The sequence below is a fragment of the Trinickia sp. Y13 genome (genome assembly GCF_029522115.1).
Taxonomy (GTDB): Bacteria; Pseudomonadota; Gammaproteobacteria; order Burkholderiales; family Burkholderiaceae; genus Trinickia.
This window is the reverse complement of sequence record NZ_JAKWFK010000001.1, coordinates 519,941-540,593: the sequence shown is the minus strand read 5'-3', so window position 1 is coordinate 540,593 and position 20,653 is coordinate 519,941. Positions and strand designations below refer to the sequence as shown.

The following is a 20,653-nucleotide window of genomic DNA, read 5'->3' as shown; positions in this document are numbered from 1 at the left end:
GGCGCGCCGCAGGCGGACGGCGCCGCGACACCTTGGCCCGTCAGCGGCATCGCGATCGCCATGCTCGTCTTTGTGCTCGCGCTCGTCTGGTTCGTCCCGCTGGGATGGCGGCATCTCGTACCGAGCGACGAAGGCCGCTACGCCGAAATGGCGCGCGAAATGTTCCTCACGGGCGATTGGATCACGCCGCGCTACAACGGCTACAAATACTTCGAGAAGCCGCCGCTCCAAACTTGGATGAACGCGCTCACGTTCGCCTGGTTCGGCATCGGCGCCTGGCAAGCCCGGCTCTATACGGCCTTGACCGGCTTCGCCGGCATCCTGCTGGCCGGTTATACGGGCGCTCGCGTGTTCAACGCGACGGCCGGCTTCGCCGCCGCGCTCGTGCTCGCGGGCGCACCCTATTGGGAGTTGATGGGACACTTCAACACCCTCGACATGGGCCTGTCCTTTTGGATGGAGCTCACGCTGTGCTCGATGCTGCTCGCGCAGCGCCCCGGTGCGGCGCCGAGCGCGGCGCGGCGCTGGATGTGGGTATGCTGGGCCGCGATGGCCCTCGCGGTGCTATCCAAGGGGCTCGTGGGCATCATCCTGCCGGGCGCGGTGCTCGTGCTCTACTCGCTGATCGTGCGCGATTGGGCGCTGTGGAAACGGCTCTATCTACCGAGCGGGCTCGTCGTCTTCTTCGCGATCGCAACGCCCTGGTTCGTGCTCGTTCAGCAGCGCAACCCCGAGTTCCTGAATTTCTTCTTCATCGTCCAGCAGTTCGATCGCTACCTGACGCCCGCGCAGAACCGCCCCGGTCCCGTCTATTACTTCGTGGCGGTCTTGCTGATCGGTTTCCTGCCGTGGCTTTCGGTAGCCTGGCAAAGCGTGCGCCATGCGCTCGCGCAGCCGCGCCAGCCGAACGGATTTGCGCCCGGCAAGCTGCTCATCGTGTGGTCCGGCTTCATCTTCCTGTTCTTCAGCGCCTCGCACTCCAAGCTGGTCTCGTACGTGCTGCCGATCGCCCCGGCGCTCGCCTTCGTCATCGGCGCGTATCTGCCGCGCCTCTCGCGCCAAGCGTGGCGCAGGCACCTGCTCGGTTATTTAGCACTGCTCGTCGCTGCGGCCGTGGGCGCCGTCTTCCTCGCCCGCTTCGGCGACGCACGCACCCCGAACGCACTCTACCGCGAGTTTCGCGTATGGGTGTTCGCGGCGATCGGCGTTGCGCTGGTCCTCACGTTGGCCGCCTTGGCCGTGCTGCGGCGCGCCGAGCGCGGCGTGTTGGCTTCGGCCGTCGCCTTCGCCGCGGGCTGGATCATGCTCTGCACGATCGGCGGGACGGGCCACGACGTGTTCGGCCGGCAAAGCTCAGGAGCTCTGCTCGCGCCGGCCGTCAAAGCCGCCCTCGCCCGGGTGCCGGCCGGCACGCCTTTCTATTCGGTCGGCTACTTGGACCACACACTGCCGTTTTACGTCGACCACACGACGATCATGGTCGCCAACCCCGACGAACTGAGCTTCGGCGTGTCCCAAGAGCCGTCCAAATGGGTGCCGACCGTCGATGCATGGATTGCCCGCTGGACGGGCGACCCGCATGCGCTGGCTGTCATGCGGCCGGAACTCTACGACCAATTGGCCGCCAAGCACGTGCCGATGCGCGTGATCGCGCGCGACACGCGGCGCGTCGTCGTGGAAAAACCGTGAAAACCGCAAACGCACCCTTACGCCCACCGAGTCCAACCGTCCGAGCATCGATGAATCCGATTTCGCTTTTTTGCATCCTATTGGGCGTCGCACTGAACGCCTGCGCACAATTGCTGCTCAAGGCCGGCGTCAACGCCGTTGGACACTTCGATTTCACCCGTGCGAACATTCTGCCGATCGGACTGAAGCTCGCGATGCAGTGGCCGATCATCGGCGGTCTTGCGTGCTACGTCGTCAGCGTCGTCGTCTGGATCGTCGGCCTCTCGCGCGTCGACGTGTCGATCGCCTATCCGATGCTCTCGCTCGGCTACGTGGTCAACGCGGTGGCGGCGTGGTACTTGTTCGGCGAAGCGTTGAGCCTGCAACGGCTGATCGGCATCGGCATCATTCTGATCGGCGTGCTCGTGCTTGCGCGCAGTTGAGCTGCCCCATGGTCGAGCGCCCGGCCGCAACCGGCGCGCTTCGGATGCACATCGACGATAAAAAAAGGCGGCGCCCCGAGCGCCGCCACGAACTCAACAATTTCGTACTCGAGCGAAGCCCATGACTCTAGACTCTCTTGCCTTCCTGCCTTTCGTGCGCCCCGAAATCGACGAGGAGACGATCGCGGGCGTCGTCGACGTGCTGCGCTCCGGCTGGATCACGACCGGGCCGCAGAACCAAGCGTTCGAGCAGGCGCTGTCGGCGTATTGCGGAGGCCGTCCGGTGCGCACGTTCAACTCCGGCACGGCGACGCTCGAAATCGGGCTGCGCATCGCGGGCGTGGGCGCAGGCGACGAAGTGATCACGACCCCGGCATCGTGGGTCGCGACGGCGAACGTGATCTTGGAAGTGGGGGCGACGCCCGTCTTCGTCGACATCGACCCCATCACGCGCAACATCGATCTGAATTTGTTAGAAAAGGCGATCACGCCGCGCACGAAGGCGATCATTCCCGTCTTTCTCGGCGGCTTGCCCGTCGATATGGACCGGCTCTACGACATTGCGCGCGCCTACCGGCTGCGCGTGATCGAGGACGCGGCTCAAGCATTCGGCGCAACCTGGCGCGGCGAGCGGATCGGCAAGCTGGGCGACATCGTTTCCTTCAGTTTTCATGCGAACAAGAATCTGACCTCGATCGAGGGCGGCGCACTCGTGCTCAACGACGAGCACGAAGCCGAACTCGCACGCAAATACCGGCTGCAGGGCATCACCCGCACGGGATACGACGGCATGGACTGCGATCTGCTCGGGGGCAAGTACAATCTGACCGACGTGGCGGCGCGCGTGGGCCTTGGCCAACTCGCGCAGATCGAACGGTTCACGGCCCAGCGCAAGAAGCTGGCGCGCGCCTATTTCGCGGGGTTCGAAGGCGGTGCGGCAGCGAAGATCGGCATGGGCTTGCCCCCGGCCGACTTCGAGAACGGCAACTGGCACATGTTCCAAGTCACGCTGCCGCTCGAGCGCCTGACGATCGATCGCGCCGCGTTCATGCAAAAGCTGCATGACGAGTACCGGATCGGCTCCGGCGTGCATTACCCGGCAATTCACCTGTTCACGCTGTACCGCGCGCGCGGTTTCGCGCCCGGCATGTTTCCGCATGCCGAGCGCTTCGGCGCGACGACGGTCACGCTGCCGATGTTCACGCTGATGACCGAGCGTGACGTGGCGCGCGTGTGCGGCGCCGTCAACGAGATCTGCGAACAATTTGGGAAATAAGCGGACATGAGCTATACGGAACACCGTTCGGCACACCCTGAAGTCTCGGTCGTCATCCCCGTCTACAACGAGGAGGCCGGGCTGCGCGCGCTGTTTGCGCGTCTGTATCCGGCGCTCGATGCGCTCGGCACGACCTACGAAGTCATCTTCATCAACGACGGCAGCCGCGACAAATCGGCCGCGATGCTCGCCGAGCAGTTTCGGGCGCGCCCCGACACGACGCGCGTCGTGCTGCTCAACGGCAACTACGGGCAGCATATGGCGATCCTCGCCGGCTTCGAGGAGTCGCGCGGCGATATCGTCCTCACGCTCGACGCCGATTTGCAGAACCCACCCGAAGAGATCGGCAAGCTGGTCGCCAAGATGCGCGAAGGGTACGACTATGTCGGCTCGATCCGCATCCAGCGCCAGGACACGCTCTGGCGGCGCAAAGCGTCGCGCGCGATGAACCGCCTGCGCGAGCGCATCACGCATATCAAAATGACGGATCAGGGTTGCATGCTGCGCGCCTACAACCGGCAAATCATCGATACGATCAATCGATGCGGCGAGGTCAACACGTTCATCCCCGCCCTCGCCTACACCTTCGCGCAAAACCCGATCGAAGTCGAAGTCGCCCACGAAGAGCGCTTCGCGGGCGAATCGAAGTACTCGCTCTATAGCTTGATCCGGCTCAACTTCGATCTCGTGACGGGCTTCTCGGTCGTGCCGCTGCAATGGCTTTCGTTCATTGGCGTAATCTTGTCGATGGGATCGGCCGGTTTGTTTCTGCTGCTCGTCATTCGGCGCTTCGTCATCGGCGCGGAGGTTCAGGGTGTGTTCACACTGTTCGCCATCACGTTCTTCATGCTCGGCGTCATCATCTTCGCGTTGGGGCTGCTCGGCGAGTACATCGGCCGCATTTATCAGCAAGTCCGCGCACGGCCTCGCTATCTCGTGCAAACGGTGCTCGAAGCGCGTCCCGGCGATGCGCCCCCCATCCCCGCGAGAAACGTAGAAGCGGCGCGCGACGTAGGGACGGCTCGGCCCGCGCCGAGCGAGGAGCGAGACCGATGAAGCCGCGCGCCGTTGTCTTCGCGTACCACAACGTCGGCGTGCGCTGCTTGCGCGTGCTGCTTGCGCGCGGCGTGGACATCGCGCTCGTCGTCACCCACGAGGACAACCCGGCGGAGCGCATCTGGTTCGGCAGCGTTGCGCAAGTGGCCGCCGAGCACGGCATCGAGACCATCACGCCCGCCGATCCCACGAGCGCGACGTTGCGCGAGGCGCTCGCCCGGTCCCGGCCCGATTTCATCTTCTCGTTCTACTACCGCCACATGCTGCCGGCGGACCTGCTTGCGCTCGCGCCGCGTGGCGCCTACAACATGCACGGCTCGCTCTTGCCCAAGTACCGAGGCCGCGTGCCGACGAACTGGGCCGTGCTCAACGGCGAAACCGAAACCGGCGCCACGCTGCATGAGATGGCGCCCAAGCCCGATGCCGGAGCGATCGTCGGACAGACGAGCGTGCCGATCCTGCCCGACGATACCGCGCAGGAAGTGTTCGATAAAGTCACGGTCGCGGCCGAGCAAACGCTCTGGCGCGTGCTGCCGGCGCTGCTCGCGGGCGAAGCCCCGCATCTGCCGAACGATCTTGCGCGCGGCAGTTATTTCGGCGGGCGCAAGCCCGAAGACGGTCGTATCGATTGGTCCAAGCCCGCGCAGCAGGTCTACAACCTCGTGCGCGCGGTTGCTCCGCCTTACCCCGGCGCGTTCACCGAGATTGCCGGCGAGCGCTTCGTCATCGCGCGCGCGCGCCTAGCCAGTCTCGAAACGATCGCCAACGCCCGTTTGGCCGATTTGCCCCCGGGTCTGCACGTAAGCGATAATGCATGTTTCGGCGTATGCGGCGATGCGCGTGCGATCGCCATTTTCGAACTGCGGCATCAGCGCGACGGGCAAGAAACCGTCGTCACCCCCGCCCAGTTCGCCCAGCTCACTTACCGTTCCAGTCATTCATGAATCCCGCCAAAACCGAACGTTCCGCTAAGAAAGTCCTGATTCTCGGCGTCAATGGCTTCATCGGCCACCATTTGTCCAAGCGCATCCTCGAGACGACCGACTGGGAAGTGTTCGGCATGGATATGCAGACGGACAGGCTGGGCGATTTGACGAAGCACGAGCGGATGCACTTCTTCGAAGGCGACATCACGATCAACAAGGAGTGGGTGGAGTATCACGTGAAGAAGTGCGACGTGATCCTGCCGCTCGTCGCGATCGCAACGCCGGCTACCTACGTGCAACAGCCGCTGCGCGTGTTCGAGCTCGATTTCGAAGCGAACTTGCCGATCGTGCGTTCGGCCGTCAAGTACCGCAAGCACCTCGTGTTTCCGTCGACGTCCGAGGTCTACGGCATGTGCGCCGACGACGAGTTCGATCCCGAGGCATCGGCGCTCACCTATGGCCCGATCAACAAACCGCGATGGATCTACGCCTGCTCGAAGCAGTTGATGGACCGCGTGATCTGGGGCTATGGCATGCAAGAGGGCCTCAATTTCACGCTGTTCCGCCCGTTCAACTGGATCGGGCCGGGCCTCGATTCGATCTACACGCCGAAGGAAGGCAGCTCGCGCGTGGTGACGCAGTTCTTGGGGCATATCGTGCGCGGCGAGAACATCAGCCTCGTCGATGGCGGCTCGCAAAAGCGCGCGTTCACGGATATCGACGACGGCATCGGCGCGCTGATGAAGATCATCGAGAACAAAGACGGCATCGCCTCGGGCAAGATCTACAACATCGGCAATCCCAAGAACAACTTCTCGGTGCGCGAGCTGGCCCATAAGATGTTGGCGCTCGCCGCCGAATATACCGAGTACGCGGAGTCGGCCAAGGGCGTGCAACTCGTCGAAACGTCGTCGGGCGCTTACTACGGCAAGGGTTATCAAGACGTCCAGAATCGCGTGCCGAAGATCGACAATACGATGGCCGAACTCGGCTGGGCGCCCACGGCCACCTTCGACGACGCCCTGCGCAAAATCTTCGAAGCGTATCGCGGCCACGTTGCCGACGCCCGCGCGCTCGTCGAGCAGCAGTAAGCTCGCCGCGGCCGCGCCGACGCAACATTTCGAGGTCCGTCTTTGCCCCGCATCGTTCTGAAAATCGACGTCGACACGCTGCGCGGCACGCGCGAAGGCGTGCCCAATCTCGCGCGCATGCTCGACCGCTTCAAGGCGCGCGCGACTTTTCTGTTCAGCCTCGGCCCCGACCACACGGGCTGGGCGCTGCGCAGAGTGCTGCGGCCCGGGTTCCTGAAGAAGGTCTCGCGCACGTCCGTGCTCGAGCATTACGGCGTGAAGCAGCTCATGTACGGCGTGCTGCTGCCCGGCCCCGACATCGGCCGGCGCGCCGTGGCCGATATGCGCGCGATTCACGAAGCGGGCTTCGAATGCGGGATTCACACGTGGGACCATGTCTACTGGCAGGATAACGTCCGCTCGCGCGGGCGCGACTGGACCGTCGGCCAGATGCAAAAAAGCTTCACTCGGTTCGCCGATATTTTCGGCGCGCCGCCGGCTACGCACGGATCGGCCGGCTGGCAAATGAACGAGCACGCTTTCGAACAGATCGATGCTTGGGGCATGGCGTACTCGTCCGATGGGCGGGGCCACTCGCCGTATCGTCCCGTCGTCCATGGCAAAACGCTTCGGCACGTGCAACTGCCCACCACGCTACCCACGCTGGACGAACTGCTGGGCATCGACGGATGCGACGAAACGAACGTTGCCGAGCGCTTGCTCGCCACCACGGCCCGCAACGCTCACGATCAAGTGTTCACGCTGCATGCCGAGCTCGAAGGACAAAAGCTCGCCCCCGTCTTCGAGCGATTGCTTGCCGGCTGGCAAGCTCAAGGTCATACCTTTGCGACGATGGGCGATTACCATGCTGCGCTGGACCGTAGCCTGCTGCCATCGTACCCTGTCACCTGGGGCGCGATTCCGGGCCGTTCGGGCGAGCTGATCGTCCAGCCGGACTGATCGCCGGCCGCTTGGCGCCGCATAGGCGGGTTGCGCGGCCGTGCGGCCCGCGTCGAACCACTCGACAATTCGCGCGATAAAAACAGGAGAACCACGTGCCTATTGCAGTCGACCAACTCATCCCCGATTTTTCGGCTCCCGCGACCGGCGGCGAGATCACCCTGTCCGGCCTGCGTGGTAAAAAGCTGGTGCTGTATTTCTACCCGAAGGACAACACGCCCGGGTGCACGACGGAGGGGCTGCAGTTTCGCGACCTCTACCCGCAATTTCAGAAGGCAGGCGCGGAGATCGTCGGGGTATCGCGCGACAGCCTGCGCTCGCACGAAAACTTCAAGGCAAAACTCGAACTGCCGTTCCCGCTGATCTCGGACACCGACGAATCGCTGTGCTCGCTGTTCGGCGTCATCAAAATGAAAAAGATGTATGGCAAAGAAGTTCGCGGCATCGAGCGCTCCACCTTCTTGATCGACGCTCAGGGCGTGCTCAGGCGCGAATGGCGGGGGGTGAAGGTGCCCGGGCACGTCGATGAAACGCTCGAGGCTGTACAAGCACTTTGACGCGCGTTATATTGCGTTGCAATGAGTTCCCGTTCACTTCGTCTTGTCCGCAGCCGCGCCGGCGTCGTCGCCATGGCAGACGTTTTACGCGCCAGGCGCCGCGCGACGCTCGCAATCGAGCCGCTTGCTCCATCGCAACAGGAGCGGCGGCTTTTTTGTTTTTCGGCGGCCAGAGGCTGTTCGGCCGCCGGCCTTTGCTAAGGAGCTGATCGAAATCTAGGCGAACCGGCGAACCGAAACCTGAAACGCGCCGCTAGCAGGCCGGCCCGGGACCGCGGGCAGCTTTTCGCACGGCGGCGCACGAGATGCGACCCGATTCTTAGAGGGAAACCATGCCTTTGCCTACCCCGCCCAACAAACTCGGCAGTCTTTTGCCGCCCGACGAATTCAAGGCCAAAGCCAGGCCGGCGCGCACCGCCAAAAAACCAGGGACGATTGGGGAGCAAGCAGAAGCGACCGAGTACGACGCGGTGAGCGGCACCGCTGCGGTCGCCGCCCCGATGGGGCCTGCCGCCAATGCGGGCGCCGCCGTGCGTTCGTTGCCGCCCTCGGCCGCCATCGCCGAGCAAGGGGCCGGCGGTCGCAGCCGCAAGCCGAAGCAAACGGCCGCCCTGCTGCAACCGGCCACGCCTGCCGCCCCTGTGCAAGCACGCACGCAAACGCCCGCTGCCGCAACGCCCGCCGTGCAAGCGCAGGCTGCGCCCGCCGCCAAGCCGCGCAGCCGTAAAGGGGCCGCCGACGAGGTCGAAGTGCGCAAGCTGTTCGTGCTCGACACGAACGTGCTCATGCATGATCCGACCTGCCTGTTCCGTTTCGAGGAACACGACGTCTATCTGCCAATGATGACGCTCGAGGAACTCGATAACCACAAGAAAGGCATGTCCGAAGTCGCGCGCAATGCGCGGCAAGTCAGCCGCACGCTCGATGCGCTCGTCGCCAACGCGGGCCCGATCACCGAGGGGCTGCCGCTTGCTCGCCTTGGCAGCCGCGAGGCGCTAGGCCGCCTCTATTTCCAAACGACGCTCGCCGACATCGAGCCCGTGGAGGGACTGCCTCAGGGCAAGGCCGACAACCAGATACTGGGGGTCGTGCGCGCGCTGCAGCGCGAACGCGAAGATCGGCAGGTCGTACTGGTGTCGAAAGACATCAACATGCGGATCAAAGCGCACGCGCTGGGTCTGCCTGCCGAGGATTACTTCAACGATCAAGTGCTCGAGGACAAGGATCTGCTGTTCTCGGGCGTGCGCGCGCTGCCGCAAGACTTTTGGACCAAACATGCCAAGGGCATGGAAAGTTGGCAGGACAACAAGACCGGCACGACCTACTACCGCGTGACCGGGCCGCTGTGCCCGTCGCTGCTCGTCAACGAATTCCTTTATCTGGAACCGCAGACGGGCGAGCCGCCGTTCCAAGCCATCGTGCGGGAACTGAACGGCAAGACGGCCGTCTTGCAGACGCTGCGCGACTACAGCCACAACAAGAACAACGTCTGGGGCATTACGGCGCGCAACCGCGAGCAGAACTTCGCGTTGAACCTGCTCATGAATCCGGAGATCGACTTCGTGACGCTGCTGGGACAAGCGGGCACCGGCAAGACGCTCGTGGCGCTGGCGGCCGGTCTTGCGCAAGTGCTCGACGAGAAGCGGTACAACGAAATCATCGTCACGCGCGCGACGGTGCCCGTGGGTGAAGACATCGGTTTTCTGCCCGGCACCGAAGAAGAGAAGATGCAGCCGTGGATGGGCGCGTTCGACGATAACCTCGAAGTGCTGCAACGGACCGACGACAGCGCAGGCGAGTGGGGACGTGCCGCCACGCAGGAGCTGATTCGCTCGCGCCTCAAGGTCAAGAGCATGAACTTCATGCGTGGGCGCACCTTCGTCGACAAATACCTGATCATCGACGAAGCGCAGAATCTAACGCCCAAGCAAATGAAGACGCTCGTCACGCGCGCGGGCCCCGGTACGAAGATCGTCTGCCTCGGCAACATCGCACAGATCGATACGCCGTATTTGACCGAAGGCAGTTCGGGACTCACCTACGTGGTCGACCGTTTCAAAGGATGGGCGCACAGCGGCCATGTCACGCTCGCACGCGGCGAGCGCTCGCGGCTGGCCGATTACGCGTCCGACATCTTGTGATCGAGCAATGGGGCGCGATGCGCTGAAGGAGCGATGTCCTCTAGCGAGTTCGTGCCCACGATTCACCTCTAACGCCCGGTTCGCCGGGCGTTTTTTTTCAATACTTCGGTGCAGACCTCAGAGCATGGGCCAGGGGGCGTATCGGGCAGGCAACGCCTGCACGCAAAACCTCAAGTAATTTATGAAGAATTGTTGCCGAACGCCCGCCGGCAGGGCTACTATCGGCCGCAATGGCGCCCGCAAACGTGACGCAAGCTACGCACGGTGACCTGGCGCCCTTTGCAACCAACTTAGCTGGCACCGGCCGCTCCGGTGTCCGAGTGCATGCTGCGATTTTGGGTAGCCCTTCTCGTCGTGCTGTCATTGGCCGCGTGCTCGAGCGCGCCGCCGAAGGTTGCGCGCGCCGGTGGCGCGTCGACGCGCGGCGAGAACGGCCTGCGCACAATGCCGCCAGGGTTGCCCCGATTCGTCGATCACAGCATCGGCCGCGAAGAAATCTCGATTCAAGCGATGAGTCTCGTCGGCGTTCCATATCGCTGGGGCGGCAACACACCCACTAGCGGCTTCGATTGCAGCGGGTTCGTGCGCTACGTCGTTGCCCGAGCAGCCGATGTCGAATTGCCTCGCACGACCGCCGATATGAGCCGCCGCGGCGAATCGATCGAGCCCGACGAGATTGCGCCGGGCGATCTCATTTTCTTCAATACGACGGGCCGGCCGCATTCGCACGTCGGAATCTATGTCGGCAAGCTGCGCTTCGTGAACGCGCCGTCGACGGGAGGCACCGTCCGGCTCGACTATTTGACGAACCCGTACTGGGCGAAACACTTCGATGGCATTCGGCGCGTCGCCGCCCCGCTCGAGCCGCCATCGCCATTCGATGCACCCACCCGTTTGGCGGCGCGGCAATCGTCGCCGGCAGCGAGGTTACCCGTGGAGCCCTCGACCGGGACGGCAGCCGTCGCGGTGCGGGATAGCGCTGCGCCGGGAGCCGCGTCGATCGAGCCTGCCGAAGCGGCCGCACCGGTGGCATCGATCGGAATTGGCGCGCCAATGCACTCGCCGAGCGCCGGCACCGCCGCCGCAAACCAAGCGACCGCGCAAGCCCCAGCCGCAGAGGATGCGATCGATGCGGCCGCTGACGCATTCGAGCCCCCCCCTGCCGCGGCGCAAGCCGAACGACAGGCAAGACGTGCCGGCGCATTGCCGATTCAGCCCGCCCCCCAGGAATCCACCGTTCGAATCATGCGGGCTTCCACCCCGCCGCCTATTCGAACCACACAGAATGCCGCTACCGAGGACCCGATCGCGCAATTCGCGAACAGCGGCGACTGACGCGATACGGTAGATGCGCCAGTGCCATCGCAGATGGCAACGACGGACGCCCCACTCTATAAGCTGGGATGAGTTCGTCCGATACACGAGCGCACAATCGCCGCGGGCCCTCGCCAGTGGATTAAGCTCGCGGCAGCTTTACGCTCACAGCAACCGATGCCCCAGCCACCAGCCGGCTGCCGCCAGCAATGCCGACGCGGGAATGGTCAACACCCAGGCCCAAACGATGCTGCCTGCCACGCCCCAACGCACGGCTGACAGCTTCTGCGTGGCGCCGACTCCGACAATGGCCCCGGTGATCGTATGCGTCGTGGAGACGGGCACGCCCATGGCGGACGCAACGAACAGGGTGATCGCGCCGCCCGCTTCCGCGCAGAAGCCGCCGACCGGTTTGAGCTTCGTGATCTTTTGCCCCATGGTGCGGACGATGCGCCAGCCGCCGAACAGCGTGCCCAGCCCCATCGACATGTAGCACGCACCGATCACCCACACGGGCGGCGCATCCGCCGTGGCCGAGGCGAAGCCGGTCGCGATCAGCAGCATCCAGATGATTCCGATCGTCTTTTGCGCGTCGTTGCCGCCGTGTCCGAGGCTATATAGACCGGCCGAAATCAACTGCAGGCGCCGAAAGCGCCGGTCGACCTTGCTAGGTGGCGTGCGAAAGAAGATCCACGAGACCGCGGTCATGAAGAAAGAACCCAGCACGAAGCCGAGCAGCGGCGAAAGAAAGATGAAGGCGACGGTCTTCATGATGCCGTCGATGTTGAGCGCCCACCATCCCGATTTGGCGAGTGCGGCGCCCACGAGGCCGCCGATCAATGCGTGCGAGGAACTGGACGGGATGCCGAAGCGCCAGGTCAGGATGTTCCAAATGATCGCGCCGAACAGAGCGCCGAATACCACGTAGTGATCGACGATTTTTGGATCGATCGTGCCTTTGCCGACGGTCGAAGCGACCTTCAAGTGGAAGATGAAATAGGCGATGACGTTGCAGGCGGCGGCGAAAGCGACGGCCTGCTGAGGCTTGAGCACGCCGGTGGAGACGACGGTCGCGATTGAATTCGCTGCGTCATGGAAGCCGTTCATGAAGTCGAAGACGAACGCGACGGCGATTAGCGTCGCGAGCACCCATAGGGCGATCTGGATCGATTGCATCGGTTTTGTCCGCTCGCTTTACGCGTTTTCCAGCACGATGCCTTCGATGATGTTCGCGACATCCTCGCACTTGTCGGTAATCGATTCGAGCAACTCGTAGACCGCCTTCAGCTTGATCAACGTCTTGACATCGTCTTCCTCGCGGAAAAGTTTCGACATGGCCGAGCGCAGCACGCGATCCGCTTCCGACTCCAAGCGGTCGATCTCCTCGCACGCCGAGAGAATCTGGCGCGCCTGTCGCATGTCCGACAGCATGTTGACCGCTTGTTGCACGTACTTTGCCGTTTGCGTGCAAATGTGCGCGAGCTGGCTGGCCTCCGACGGCATCACGCGCACGTCGTAGAGAGAGACGGCCGTGGCGACGTCCTCCATCAAATCGAGGATGTCGTCCATCGTCGTGATCAGCTTATGGATTTCGTCGCGATCGAGCGGGGTGATGAACGTCTTGTGCAAGAGGTCGATCGTTTCGTGCGTGAGCTTATCGGCGGCCTTTTCATTGGCCTGCACGCGCTGCTTATGCACTTCGGCTTCGCCGAGGTTATCTACGAGCCGTTCGAGCTCTTCGCTCGCGGAGACGATGCACTTCGCGTGCTCGTTGAAGATTTCAAAGAACTTGCCCTCGGTGGGCATGAAGCGACCGAACATTGAGATCCCGATAGGTGGTCATATTGGGCGCCCCAACGCCGCGGCGGTAGAGACCGCTGGGCCGAAAACGAATCCGCTGCGAAGCGACCCACGCTAGCGCATAGCGATTCTCGGGGCTGACATAAAACTGCAACATTGTACCGGGTCATGCGGGCGCGCCCAACGCCTGGTTGCACCTTCGCACGAGAATGCAACAACCGCGCCCCATACTGGGGCGCTACGTCTACTCGGATCCGTAGAACGACTGCGGGCCGGCAAAGTTGTCGAACTTCGTGTATTGCCCCATGAACGTGAGCCGTACAGGCCCAATAGGACCGTTACGCTGCTTGCCGATGATGATCTCGGCCGTGCCCTTGTCGGGGCTGTCGGGGTTGTACACTTCGTCGCGGTAAATAAAAAGAATGACGTCCGCGTCCTGTTCGATTGCACCGGACTCGCGCAGGTCCGACATCACCGGGCGCTTGTTCGGGCGCTGCTCCAAGCCACGGTTCAACTGCGACAGCGCGATCACGGGCACGTCCAGTTCCTTGGCGAGGCTCTTGAGCGAGCGCGAGATTTCGGAGATTTCCGTGGCCCGGTTCTCTCCGGTCGACGAGCCCGACATCAGCTGCAAGTAATCGACGATGATGAGCCCGAGCTTGCCGCATTGACGCGCCAAGCGTCGCGCTCGCGAGCGCAACTCCATCGGGTTCAAGCCGCCCGTCTCGTCGATGAACAACTGGGCCTCGCTCATTTTTTGCACGGCGTGAGTGAGCTTGGGCCAATCTTCGTCGGTCAAGCGTCCCGTGCGCATTCGATGTTGGTCGAGGCGGCCGACCGAGCCGAGCATCCGCATGACGAGCTGCGTGCCCGGCATTTCCATCGAGAACACGGCGACAGGCAGCCCATATTCGACGGCGACGTATTCGCCGATGTTCATCGAAAAAGCCGTGTTGTGCGTCACGACGTAGTCGTCGGTCACATACAGACGCGACGGATGGGACACCGAGATGCACTGCGTCGGCGCACGCCGCGTCGGCTCGATCGAAACCAGGACCGGCATGTTGCTCGGGCGTAAGTCGCGATCAAAGCGCTCGCCATCGCCATCGAAAAGAAACAGACTCTGCGGTTCCGGGTGGCGGATCGCGCAATGGTAAGCCGTTGCGCCTGCACCGGCCCGGCCGTCGCCGGTCGAGCTCGTCGCCTCTTCCGACACCGAGCACCAGCCGCCGAGCGAGCGCACGAGTTCGCAGACATCGCGCGCGAGCCGCGCGCTTGCCGCGCAATAGCGCACCACGCCCAAGGCGTCGATACGGCCACCGGTGTCCAGCAGCCCACTGAGCAAGTCGCGGCGCGCGGGCCTCGCGGCATCCAAGTACGCGCGCGGAATGAATTTGTCGTGGCTCGTGCAACCCCAAAGCCTGAGGCGCTCGAGCACCTGCTCGATCGGGTCGACTCCAAGCCCTGCGCCCGGCTCACTCGCGTCGCGGCGCTCGACTCCCGCATCATGCGCGCGCCCATCGCCGCACTGGACCGCGGCGGTGGCGCCCGCACCCGCTCGCATACGCTCGAACGCTTCTTGCGTCTTGACGCCGAACCGTACCGAACTTGCGCCCATCGCGCTGTCCCCGAGCAATGCGCCCAGCACCCAAGGATCGATCGGGAGCGCTTGCCCATGGCCGAAATCGCCGCTCGGCACATCGATCGACAAGCGATTTCGATACCGTTTGCGGCTCAGCAATGCACGCAAGTGAGCCGTGTCGACCACGCGCGGCGCTCGCCAGTCACGGCAATGCACGCGCCAAAGGTGTTCGTCGCAGCATTCGGCCGACCGGCCATCCGAAAATCGAACGCGATAAACCTGGCGATCGCCTTGCGGAAAGATGCCCGTCACCCTGGACGGCGCCCCGTCCACCGACGCCAACGCATCGCCGAGCCGCAGCTCGCCCATGCGTTTCCAGCCCGAAAGCGTTTTGACACGCGCATCGAGCGGCTGGGCCTTACCCATCGACGGGCGTCCAGCCACGATGATGAGTTCGCCCCCGTGCATGCCGGAGGTCATCCGGTCGAGATCGACGAAGCCCGTCGGCGTGCCTGTGACGTCGCTGGGATTGGCCGTGTGATAAAGCGTATCGATGCGCTCGACCACCTGCGTGAGCAGCGGGCCGATTTCGAGGAAGCCTTGGGTGCCGCGCGAGCCCTCCTCCGCAATCGAAAACACCTTCGATTCGGCCTCGTCCAACAGTTGCCGGACTTCCTTGCCCTGCGGATTGAACGCGTCGGCGGAAATTTCATCCGCGACGGAGACGAGGCGGCGCAACACCGCCCGATCGCGGACGATTTCGGCGTAGCGCCGAATGTTCGCCGCACTCGGCGTGTTCTGGGCCAGCGCGTTCAAATACGACAGCCCGCCGACATCCTCGGCTTTGCCCGACGTCGTCAGCGCTTCGTACACCGTGACCACGTCGGCAGGCCGCGTCGCGGCGATGAGCCGCCCGATGTGCTCGTAGATGATCCGGTGGTCGTACCGGTAAAAATCGCTCTGGGACAGAAAATCGGCGATGCGGTCCCACGCTGCGTTGTCGAGCAGCAAGCCGCCAAGCACCGATTGCTCGGCCTCGATCGAATGCGGCGGGACTTTCAGCGATTCGAGTTGCGGATCGTTCGACGGTGCGTTCATGGGGAGGCATTATCGCGAAATGGCCGCGGCTTAGCCAGCAGGCAAAACGAGGCCAAAACAAAAAAGGCAGGAACCGGTGTTCCGGCTCCTGCCCTCTTCGACATTCTGAGCCGAACCGGAAACAGCGCCCGGAACGGCCGGTATGGCGTCGCGATGCTTACGCGTGCTCGCCGAGCACCGACACCGTGATGTCGACGACGACATCGGTGTGCAACGACACTTGCACGGGGTGATCGCCCACCATCTTGAGCGGGCCCGCCGGCATGCGCACTTGCGCCTTTTCCGCCTTGAAGCCTTGCTTGGTCAGCGCTTCGGCGATATCGGCATTCGTGACCGAGCCGAACAGACGGCCGTCGACGCCAGCCTTCTGACCGATCTGGACCGTGAGACCAGCCATCTTCTCGCCTTGCGCTTGTGCGGCGGCGAGCTTCTCGGCAGCAGCCTTTTCGAGATCGGCGCGGCGCACTTCGAATTCGGCGACCGCTTCCTTCGTGGCGCGGCGTGCCAGCTTTTGCGGGATCAGGAAGTTACGGGCGTAGCCGTCCTTGACCTTCACCACGTCGCCGAGGTTGCCCACGTTGACGACTTTTTCCAAAAGAATGATTTGCATTCGGATTCTCCTTATCGCGTCGTCTGATTAGGCCTTGTGCAGGTCGGTGTACGGCAACAGCGCGAGGAAGCGCGCGCGCTTGATGGCCGTATCGAGCTGACGTTGATAATGGGCCTTCGTACCCGTCAGACGAGCCGGCGTGATCTTGCCGTTTTCGCCGATGAAGTCCTTCAGCGTATCGAGGTCTTTGTAGTCGATGTACTCGACGCCAGCAGCCGTGAAGCGGCAAAACTTCTTGCGCTTGAACAGCGGGTTTTGTTGCTGACGGCGCTTATCGAATTTCTTACCAGTGGGGCGGGCCATGTTCAGTCCTTTCCAATGTCCTGCAATTCTGTGATGTGAAACACCAAGGTTCTCGCGTTGCGGCTTTTCTTCGCCAAGAAGCCGGTGAAGAGCGTCTCCACGCCCATCTCACACGTTTCGAGCTTCCCGCTCGCGGCGCCCGCAGCCAGCGCGGGCATCGTCAATTCGATTTGCCGCACGACGCCGGCTTCGACGACTTCCCCGCGATGCTGCAGCGTACAGCTTGCGATCGGCACACCTGCCGGCGTATAGCGCAGCGGCTCGCGCTCGATGACGCTGGCCGTGAGTTGCAGCCGGTTCACGGGGGCGAAAAAAACTGAATCCTTGGTGGCTTAAAACGTGAATACCGTTAAGCCTGCGCTTCGGACGGCTGCGACGAGGCGGCCGCCTTCTTGGCTTCTTCGCGCTGCACTTCCTTCATCATCGGCGAAGGGCCCGTTTCGGCCTTCTTCATCTTGACGATGAGGTGACGCAGCACGGCGTCGTTGAACTTGAACGCGTGCTCGAGTTCTTCGAGCGTGGCTTGGTCGCATTCGATGTTCATGCAGACGTAGTGAGCCTTGGCGAGTTTCTCGATCATGTAGGCCAGTTGACGACGGCCCCAGTCTTCGATGCGGTGGATATTGCCGCCGCGCGCACTGATCGTGGACTTGTACCGCTCGATCATCGCGGGCACTTGCTCGCTTTGATCGGGGTGCACGACAAAGACGATTTCGTAATGACGCATACACACTCCTTGTGGATTGAAGCCACCCGGGCGTCAATGACCCGATATGTTGACGAATCGTTGACGATTCGGTGATCGGACCAACCGGTGTGGCAAGTGAGAAGCCGGAGATTGTAACCCAACTGGTCAAAGGATGCAATTTTCGCCTACGAGCGGCTACACTGAGCCGCCCCAATACCCCGGCCGCGCGTACACCTGCCTCAGATGATCGATGAAGAACCGCACTTTGGCCGGCACGTAACGCTGCTGCGGGTACACGGCAAGGATGTCGTACTCGGGCAGCGCGAACTCGTCGAGCACCGTTTCGAGTTCGCCGCGCGCGAGTTGTTCGGCGATCTCCCACGTGGAGCGCCAACCCAGGCCGAGCCCTTCCGACGCCCATCGGTGCAGCAGTTCGCCGTCGTTGCAATCTAGCGTGCCGGTCACGCGCATCGTCACGCGCTTGCCGCCGCGCAAGAAATACCAGCCGCGGTTTTGACCGCCCTGCAGGTTGAAAGCCAAGCAGTTGTGCGCAAGCAAGTCCTCCAACGCACGCGGGCGTCCGTGCCGCGCAAAGTACCCGGGCGTGCCGCAAACGACGCGCCGGTTCGTCGCAAGTTTGACGGCGACGAAGTTCGGATCCACTGCGCCACCGATGCGGATCGACAAATCGTAGCCCTCACGTACGAGGTCGACGACGCGATCGGTCAGATTGAACGACATCTGCAACCCCGGCTTGTCGGCCAAGAAAGCGGGCGCGAGCGGCGCGACATGCTTGCGGCCAAAAGCAGCCGGCGCCGAGACGATCAGATGCCCGCTCACGGCCTGCCGCCCCACGGCCAATTCGTTCTCCGCTTGCTCCCAATCGGTCAGCAACCCTTTGCACCGCTCGAGAAACGCGGCGCCCGCTTCGCTGACCACGAGCCTGCGCGTGGAGCGATACATCAGCTTCACGCCGAGCCGTTTTTCGAGCGCATCGATGCGCCGCCCGAGAATGACTGGGGAGACGCCTTCTTCGAGCGCGGCCGCCGCCAAGCTGCCGGCTTCGGCCACTCGCACGAATGTTTCGATCTGTTTGAAGCGATCCATCGTCAATCCCCTTGCCCATTCGCCACGCCCGCGCGGATCGACTCGGCGCCGGGCGACGGCGGCAATCCCGCCGCGATCCGCGCATCCCCCTGCCCGCTGCCGCGTTCGACGCCATCATTCCATACATTTTGTATTGGATAAAAGAACTTCAAGCGATCTTATCAAACCTTTTTCGTAGTCCTACAGTGCTCCTAACCCGCGACCGAACGCATTGACGAACAGGATGAGGAGATACCCATGCCGAAAATGAGAGCCATCGACGCCGCCGTACTGGTGCTGGAGAAAGAGGGCGTCGAGACTGCGTTCGGCGTGCCCGGCGCCGCGATCAACCCGCTCTACTCGGCGTTGCGCCGCGCAGGCGGCATCAGCCATGTCCTTGCGCGCCACGTCGAAGGCGCCTCGCACATGGCCGAGGGCTACACGCGCGCCGCGCCGGGCAATATCGGCGTATGCATCGGCACGTCGGGCCCCGCCGGCACCGACATGATCACCGGACTTTATTCGGCTTGGGCCGACTCGATTCCTATTCTCGCTATCACAGGCCAAGCACCTCGCGCGCGGCTGTATAAGGAAGACTTCCAGGCGGTCGACATCGAATCGATCGCCAAGCCCGTGACCAAGTGGGCCGTCACGGTGCGCGAAAGCGCGCTCGTGCCGCGCGTGTTCCAGCAAGCGTTCCATCTGATGCGTTCGGGCCGCCCCGGCCCCGTGCTCATCGATTTGCCGATCGACGTGCAACTGGCCGAAATCGAGTTCGACATCGACACGTACGAACCGCTGCCCGTCTACAAGCCCAAGGCCTCGCGCAAGCAAATCGAAGCCGCGCTTGCCTTGCTCGATGCGGCCGAGCGTCCGCTCATCGTGTCGGGCGGTGGCGTGATCAACGCCAACGCCGAAGCGCTGCTCGTTCAATTCGCCGAGACGACGGGCGTGCCGGTCGTGCCGACCCTCATGTCGTGGGGCGCGATCGCCGACGATCATCCGCTGATGGCCGGCATGGTGGGCCTGCAGACGTCGCACCGCTACGGCAACGCGACGATGCTCGCCTCCGATTTCGTCCTCGGCATCGGCAACCGCTGGGCCAATCGACACACGGGCAGTATCGAGGTCTACACCAAGGGCCGCAAATTCGTGCACGTCGATATCGAGCCGACACAAATCGGCCGCGTCTTCGGGCCCGATCTCGGGATCGTCTCCGATGCGAAAGCCGCGTTGGAGCTGTTCGTGGAGGTCGCGCGCGAGTGGAAAGCGGCGGGCAAGCTCAAGGATCGCAGCGCTTGGAGCCAAGCCTGCCGTGAACGCAAGCGCACCATGCAGCGCAAAACGCACTTCGATGAAGTGCCGATCAAGCCGCAACGCGTGTATGAAGAGATGAACAAGGCGTTCGGCCGCGACACGTGCTACGTGAGCACGATCGGGCTGTCGCAAATCGCCGCGGCGCAGTTTCTGCACGTGTACGCGGCGCGCAATTGGATCAACTGCGGGCAAGCCGGTCCGCTCGGTTGGACGATTCCCGCCGCACTCGGCGTGCGGGCGGCGGACCCGAGCCGTCCGATCGTCGCGCTCTCGGGCGATTACGACTTTCAATTCATGATCGAAGAGTTGGCCGCCGGCGCTCAGTTCAAGCTGCCCTACGTCCACGTCGTGGTCAACAACGCGTACTTGGGCCTGATCCGGCAAGCGCAGCGCGGCTTCGACATGGACTACTGCGTGCAACTCTCGTTCGACAACGTCAACGCCCCCGAACTGAACGGCTATGGCGTCGACCATGTCGCGGTGGCCGAGGGCCTCGGTTGCAAAGCGCTGCGTGTGTTCGAACCCGATGAAATCGCCCCCGCCTTGCAAAAGGCGCAAGCGATGGCGGCCGAGTTCCAGGTGCCCGTCGTCGTGGAGGTGATTCTCGAGCGCGTGACGAACATTGCGATGGGCACGGAGATCGACGCCATCAACGAATTCGAGCCGCTCGCCGATTCGAGACAAGACGCGCCGACGGCCATTTCTCTGCTCGATTGAGGCACGAGCCGAGCGCCGTGCTGCCCACCCAATCATCGAAC

At 63.3% G+C, this 20,653-nt stretch carries 19 protein-coding genes; 11 read left to right on the top strand and 8 right to left on the bottom strand.

The features are described from left to right. The first annotated feature begins 60 nt into the window (after positions 1-60). The 10 genes from MMB74_RS02350 (at position 61) to MMB74_RS02305 (ending at position 11,432) form a co-directional block, all read left to right on the top strand. On the top strand, positions 61-1,689 hold the full coding sequence (locus MMB74_RS02350) for a glycosyltransferase family 39 protein (RefSeq protein ID WP_277427124.1): 1,629 nt from the start codon (positions 61-63) through the stop codon (positions 1,687-1,689). Positions 1,690-1,739: 50 nt separating this feature from the next. Next, positions 1,740-2,111: an SMR family transporter gene (locus tag MMB74_RS02345; RefSeq protein ID WP_277426976.1), complete on the top strand. Its 372-nt coding sequence runs from the start codon at positions 1,740-1,742 to the stop codon at positions 2,109-2,111. 121 nt (positions 2,112-2,232) lie between these two features. Then, a complete protein-coding gene (locus tag MMB74_RS02340) occupies positions 2,233-3,387 on the top strand; it encodes a DegT/DnrJ/EryC1/StrS aminotransferase family protein (protein WP_277426975.1) in 1,155 nt (384 codons plus the stop codon). Between the two features lie 6 nt (positions 3,388-3,393). Beyond that, entirely contained in the window at positions 3,394-4,443 is a 1,050-nt protein-coding gene (locus MMB74_RS02335) for a glycosyltransferase (RefSeq protein ID WP_277426974.1), read from the top strand. Beyond that, the gene (locus tag MMB74_RS02330; RefSeq protein ID WP_277426973.1) at positions 4,440-5,387 is read left to right on the top strand and encodes a formyltransferase; all 948 of its coding nucleotides are present in this window, start codon (positions 4,440-4,442) and stop codon (positions 5,385-5,387) included. The genes MMB74_RS02335 and MMB74_RS02330 overlap by 4 nt, the downstream gene beginning before the upstream one ends. After that, the gene (locus MMB74_RS02325) at positions 5,384-6,460 is read left to right on the top strand and encodes a bifunctional UDP-4-keto-pentose/UDP-xylose synthase (protein WP_277426972.1); all 1,077 of its coding nucleotides are present in this window, start codon (positions 5,384-5,386) and stop codon (positions 6,458-6,460) included. The genes MMB74_RS02330 and MMB74_RS02325 overlap by 4 nt, the downstream gene beginning before the upstream one ends. A gap of 42 nt (positions 6,461-6,502) precedes the next feature. Further along, complete coding sequence (locus tag MMB74_RS02320; protein ID WP_277426971.1) at positions 6,503-7,399, top strand: polysaccharide deacetylase family protein; 897 nt, start codon at positions 6,503-6,505, stop codon at positions 7,397-7,399. Between the two features lie 95 nt (positions 7,400-7,494). After that, positions 7,495-7,956, top strand: coding sequence for a peroxiredoxin (locus tag MMB74_RS02315; RefSeq protein WP_277426970.1), 462 nt, complete (start codon positions 7,495-7,497; stop codon positions 7,954-7,956). 332 nt (positions 7,957-8,288) lie between these two features. Further along, entirely contained in the window at positions 8,289-10,097 is a 1,809-nt protein-coding gene (locus MMB74_RS02310) for a PhoH family protein (RefSeq protein WP_277426969.1), read from the top strand. Between the two features lie 324 nt (positions 10,098-10,421). Beyond that, positions 10,422-11,432: a C40 family peptidase gene (locus tag MMB74_RS02305; RefSeq protein ID WP_277426968.1), complete on the top strand. Its 1,011-nt coding sequence runs from the start codon at positions 10,422-10,424 to the stop codon at positions 11,430-11,432. Positions 11,433-11,576: 144 nt separating this feature from the next. Here the strand turns inward: MMB74_RS02305 and MMB74_RS02300 are convergent, their stop codons facing one another. From MMB74_RS02300 to MMB74_RS02265, 8 genes are all read right to left on the bottom strand, one after another. Continuing rightward, the gene (locus MMB74_RS02300) at positions 11,577-12,587 is read right to left on the bottom strand and encodes an inorganic phosphate transporter (RefSeq protein WP_277426967.1); all 1,011 of its coding nucleotides are present in this window, start codon (positions 12,585-12,587) and stop codon (positions 11,577-11,579) included. A gap of 18 nt (positions 12,588-12,605) precedes the next feature. Beyond that, positions 12,606-13,232: a DUF47 domain-containing protein gene (locus tag MMB74_RS02295; RefSeq protein WP_277426966.1), complete on the bottom strand. Its 627-nt coding sequence runs from the start codon at positions 13,230-13,232 to the stop codon at positions 12,606-12,608. 223 nt (positions 13,233-13,455) lie between these two features. Next, positions 13,456-15,891: a replicative DNA helicase gene (dnaB, locus tag MMB74_RS02290; protein ID WP_277426965.1), complete on the bottom strand. Its 2,436-nt coding sequence runs from the start codon at positions 15,889-15,891 to the stop codon at positions 13,456-13,458. Positions 15,892-16,048: 157 nt separating this feature from the next. Then, positions 16,049-16,501, bottom strand: coding sequence for a 50S ribosomal protein L9 (gene rplI, locus MMB74_RS02285; RefSeq protein WP_277426964.1), 453 nt, complete (start codon positions 16,499-16,501; stop codon positions 16,049-16,051). Between the two features lie 27 nt (positions 16,502-16,528). Next, positions 16,529-16,804: a 30S ribosomal protein S18 gene (rpsR, locus tag MMB74_RS02280; RefSeq protein ID WP_277426963.1), complete on the bottom strand. Its 276-nt coding sequence runs from the start codon at positions 16,802-16,804 to the stop codon at positions 16,529-16,531. A 2-nt stretch (positions 16,805-16,806) separates the two neighbouring features. Further along, positions 16,807-17,106: a primosomal replication protein N gene (priB, locus tag MMB74_RS02275; protein ID WP_277426962.1), complete on the bottom strand. Its 300-nt coding sequence runs from the start codon at positions 17,104-17,106 to the stop codon at positions 16,807-16,809. A 47-nt stretch (positions 17,107-17,153) separates the two neighbouring features. Continuing rightward, positions 17,154-17,531 carry a 30S ribosomal protein S6 gene (gene rpsF, locus MMB74_RS02270; protein ID WP_277426961.1) on the bottom strand — a complete coding sequence of 126 codons (378 nt, stop codon included), beginning with the start codon at positions 17,529-17,531 and terminating at the stop codon, positions 17,154-17,156. Between the two features lie 156 nt (positions 17,532-17,687). Further along, entirely contained in the window at positions 17,688-18,599 is a 912-nt protein-coding gene (locus MMB74_RS02265; RefSeq protein WP_277426960.1) for a LysR family transcriptional regulator, read from the bottom strand. Between the two features lie 237 nt (positions 18,600-18,836). On the opposite strand from MMB74_RS02265, the gene gcl reads away from it, so the two are divergent. Next, on the top strand, positions 18,837-20,612 hold the full coding sequence (gcl, locus tag MMB74_RS02260; RefSeq protein ID WP_277426959.1) for a glyoxylate carboligase: 1,776 nt from the start codon (positions 18,837-18,839) through the stop codon (positions 20,610-20,612). The last annotated feature ends 41 nt before the right edge of the window (positions 20,613-20,653 follow it).

Bases quoted from the DNA above. Each gene is read 5' to 3' on its own strand.
- MMB74_RS02310 (WP_277426969.1), top strand. From the start codon at position 8,289: ATGCCTTTGCCTACCCCGCCCAACAAACTCGGCAGTCTTTTGCCGCCC.
- MMB74_RS02265 (WP_277426960.1), bottom strand. From the start codon at position 18,599: ATGGATCGCTTCAAACAGATCGAAACATTCGTGCGAGTGGCCGAAGCC.
- rplI (WP_277426964.1), bottom strand. From the start codon at position 16,501: ATGCAAATCATTCTTTTGGAAAAAGTCGTCAACGTGGGCAACCTCGGC.
- MMB74_RS02340 (WP_277426975.1), top strand. From the start codon at position 2,233: ATGACTCTAGACTCTCTTGCCTTCCTGCCTTTCGTGCGCCCCGAAATC.
- MMB74_RS02295 (WP_277426966.1), bottom strand. From the start codon at position 13,232: ATGTTCGGTCGCTTCATGCCCACCGAGGGCAAGTTCTTTGAAATCTTC.
- rpsF (WP_277426961.1), bottom strand. From the start codon at position 17,531: ATGCGTCATTACGAAATCGTCTTTGTCGTGCACCCCGATCAAAGCGAG.
- MMB74_RS02350 (WP_277427124.1), top strand. From the start codon at position 61: ATGCTCGTCTTTGTGCTCGCGCTCGTCTGGTTCGTCCCGCTGGGATGG.
- MMB74_RS02305 (WP_277426968.1), top strand. From the start codon at position 10,422: ATGCTGCGATTTTGGGTAGCCCTTCTCGTCGTGCTGTCATTGGCCGCG.
- MMB74_RS02330 (WP_277426973.1), top strand. From the start codon at position 4,440: ATGAAGCCGCGCGCCGTTGTCTTCGCGTACCACAACGTCGGCGTGCGC.
- MMB74_RS02335 (WP_277426974.1), top strand. From the start codon at position 3,394: ATGAGCTATACGGAACACCGTTCGGCACACCCTGAAGTCTCGGTCGTC.
- MMB74_RS02300 (WP_277426967.1), bottom strand. From the start codon at position 12,587: ATGCAATCGATCCAGATCGCCCTATGGGTGCTCGCGACGCTAATCGCC.
- rpsR (WP_277426963.1), bottom strand. From the start codon at position 16,804: ATGGCCCGCCCCACTGGTAAGAAATTCGATAAGCGCCGTCAGCAACAA.
- dnaB (WP_277426965.1), bottom strand. From the start codon at position 15,891: ATGAACGCACCGTCGAACGATCCGCAACTCGAATCGCTGAAAGTCCCG.
- MMB74_RS02345 (WP_277426976.1), top strand. From the start codon at position 1,740: ATGAATCCGATTTCGCTTTTTTGCATCCTATTGGGCGTCGCACTGAAC.
- MMB74_RS02325 (WP_277426972.1), top strand. From the start codon at position 5,384: ATGAATCCCGCCAAAACCGAACGTTCCGCTAAGAAAGTCCTGATTCTC.
- gcl (WP_277426959.1), top strand. From the start codon at position 18,837: ATGCCGAAAATGAGAGCCATCGACGCCGCCGTACTGGTGCTGGAGAAA.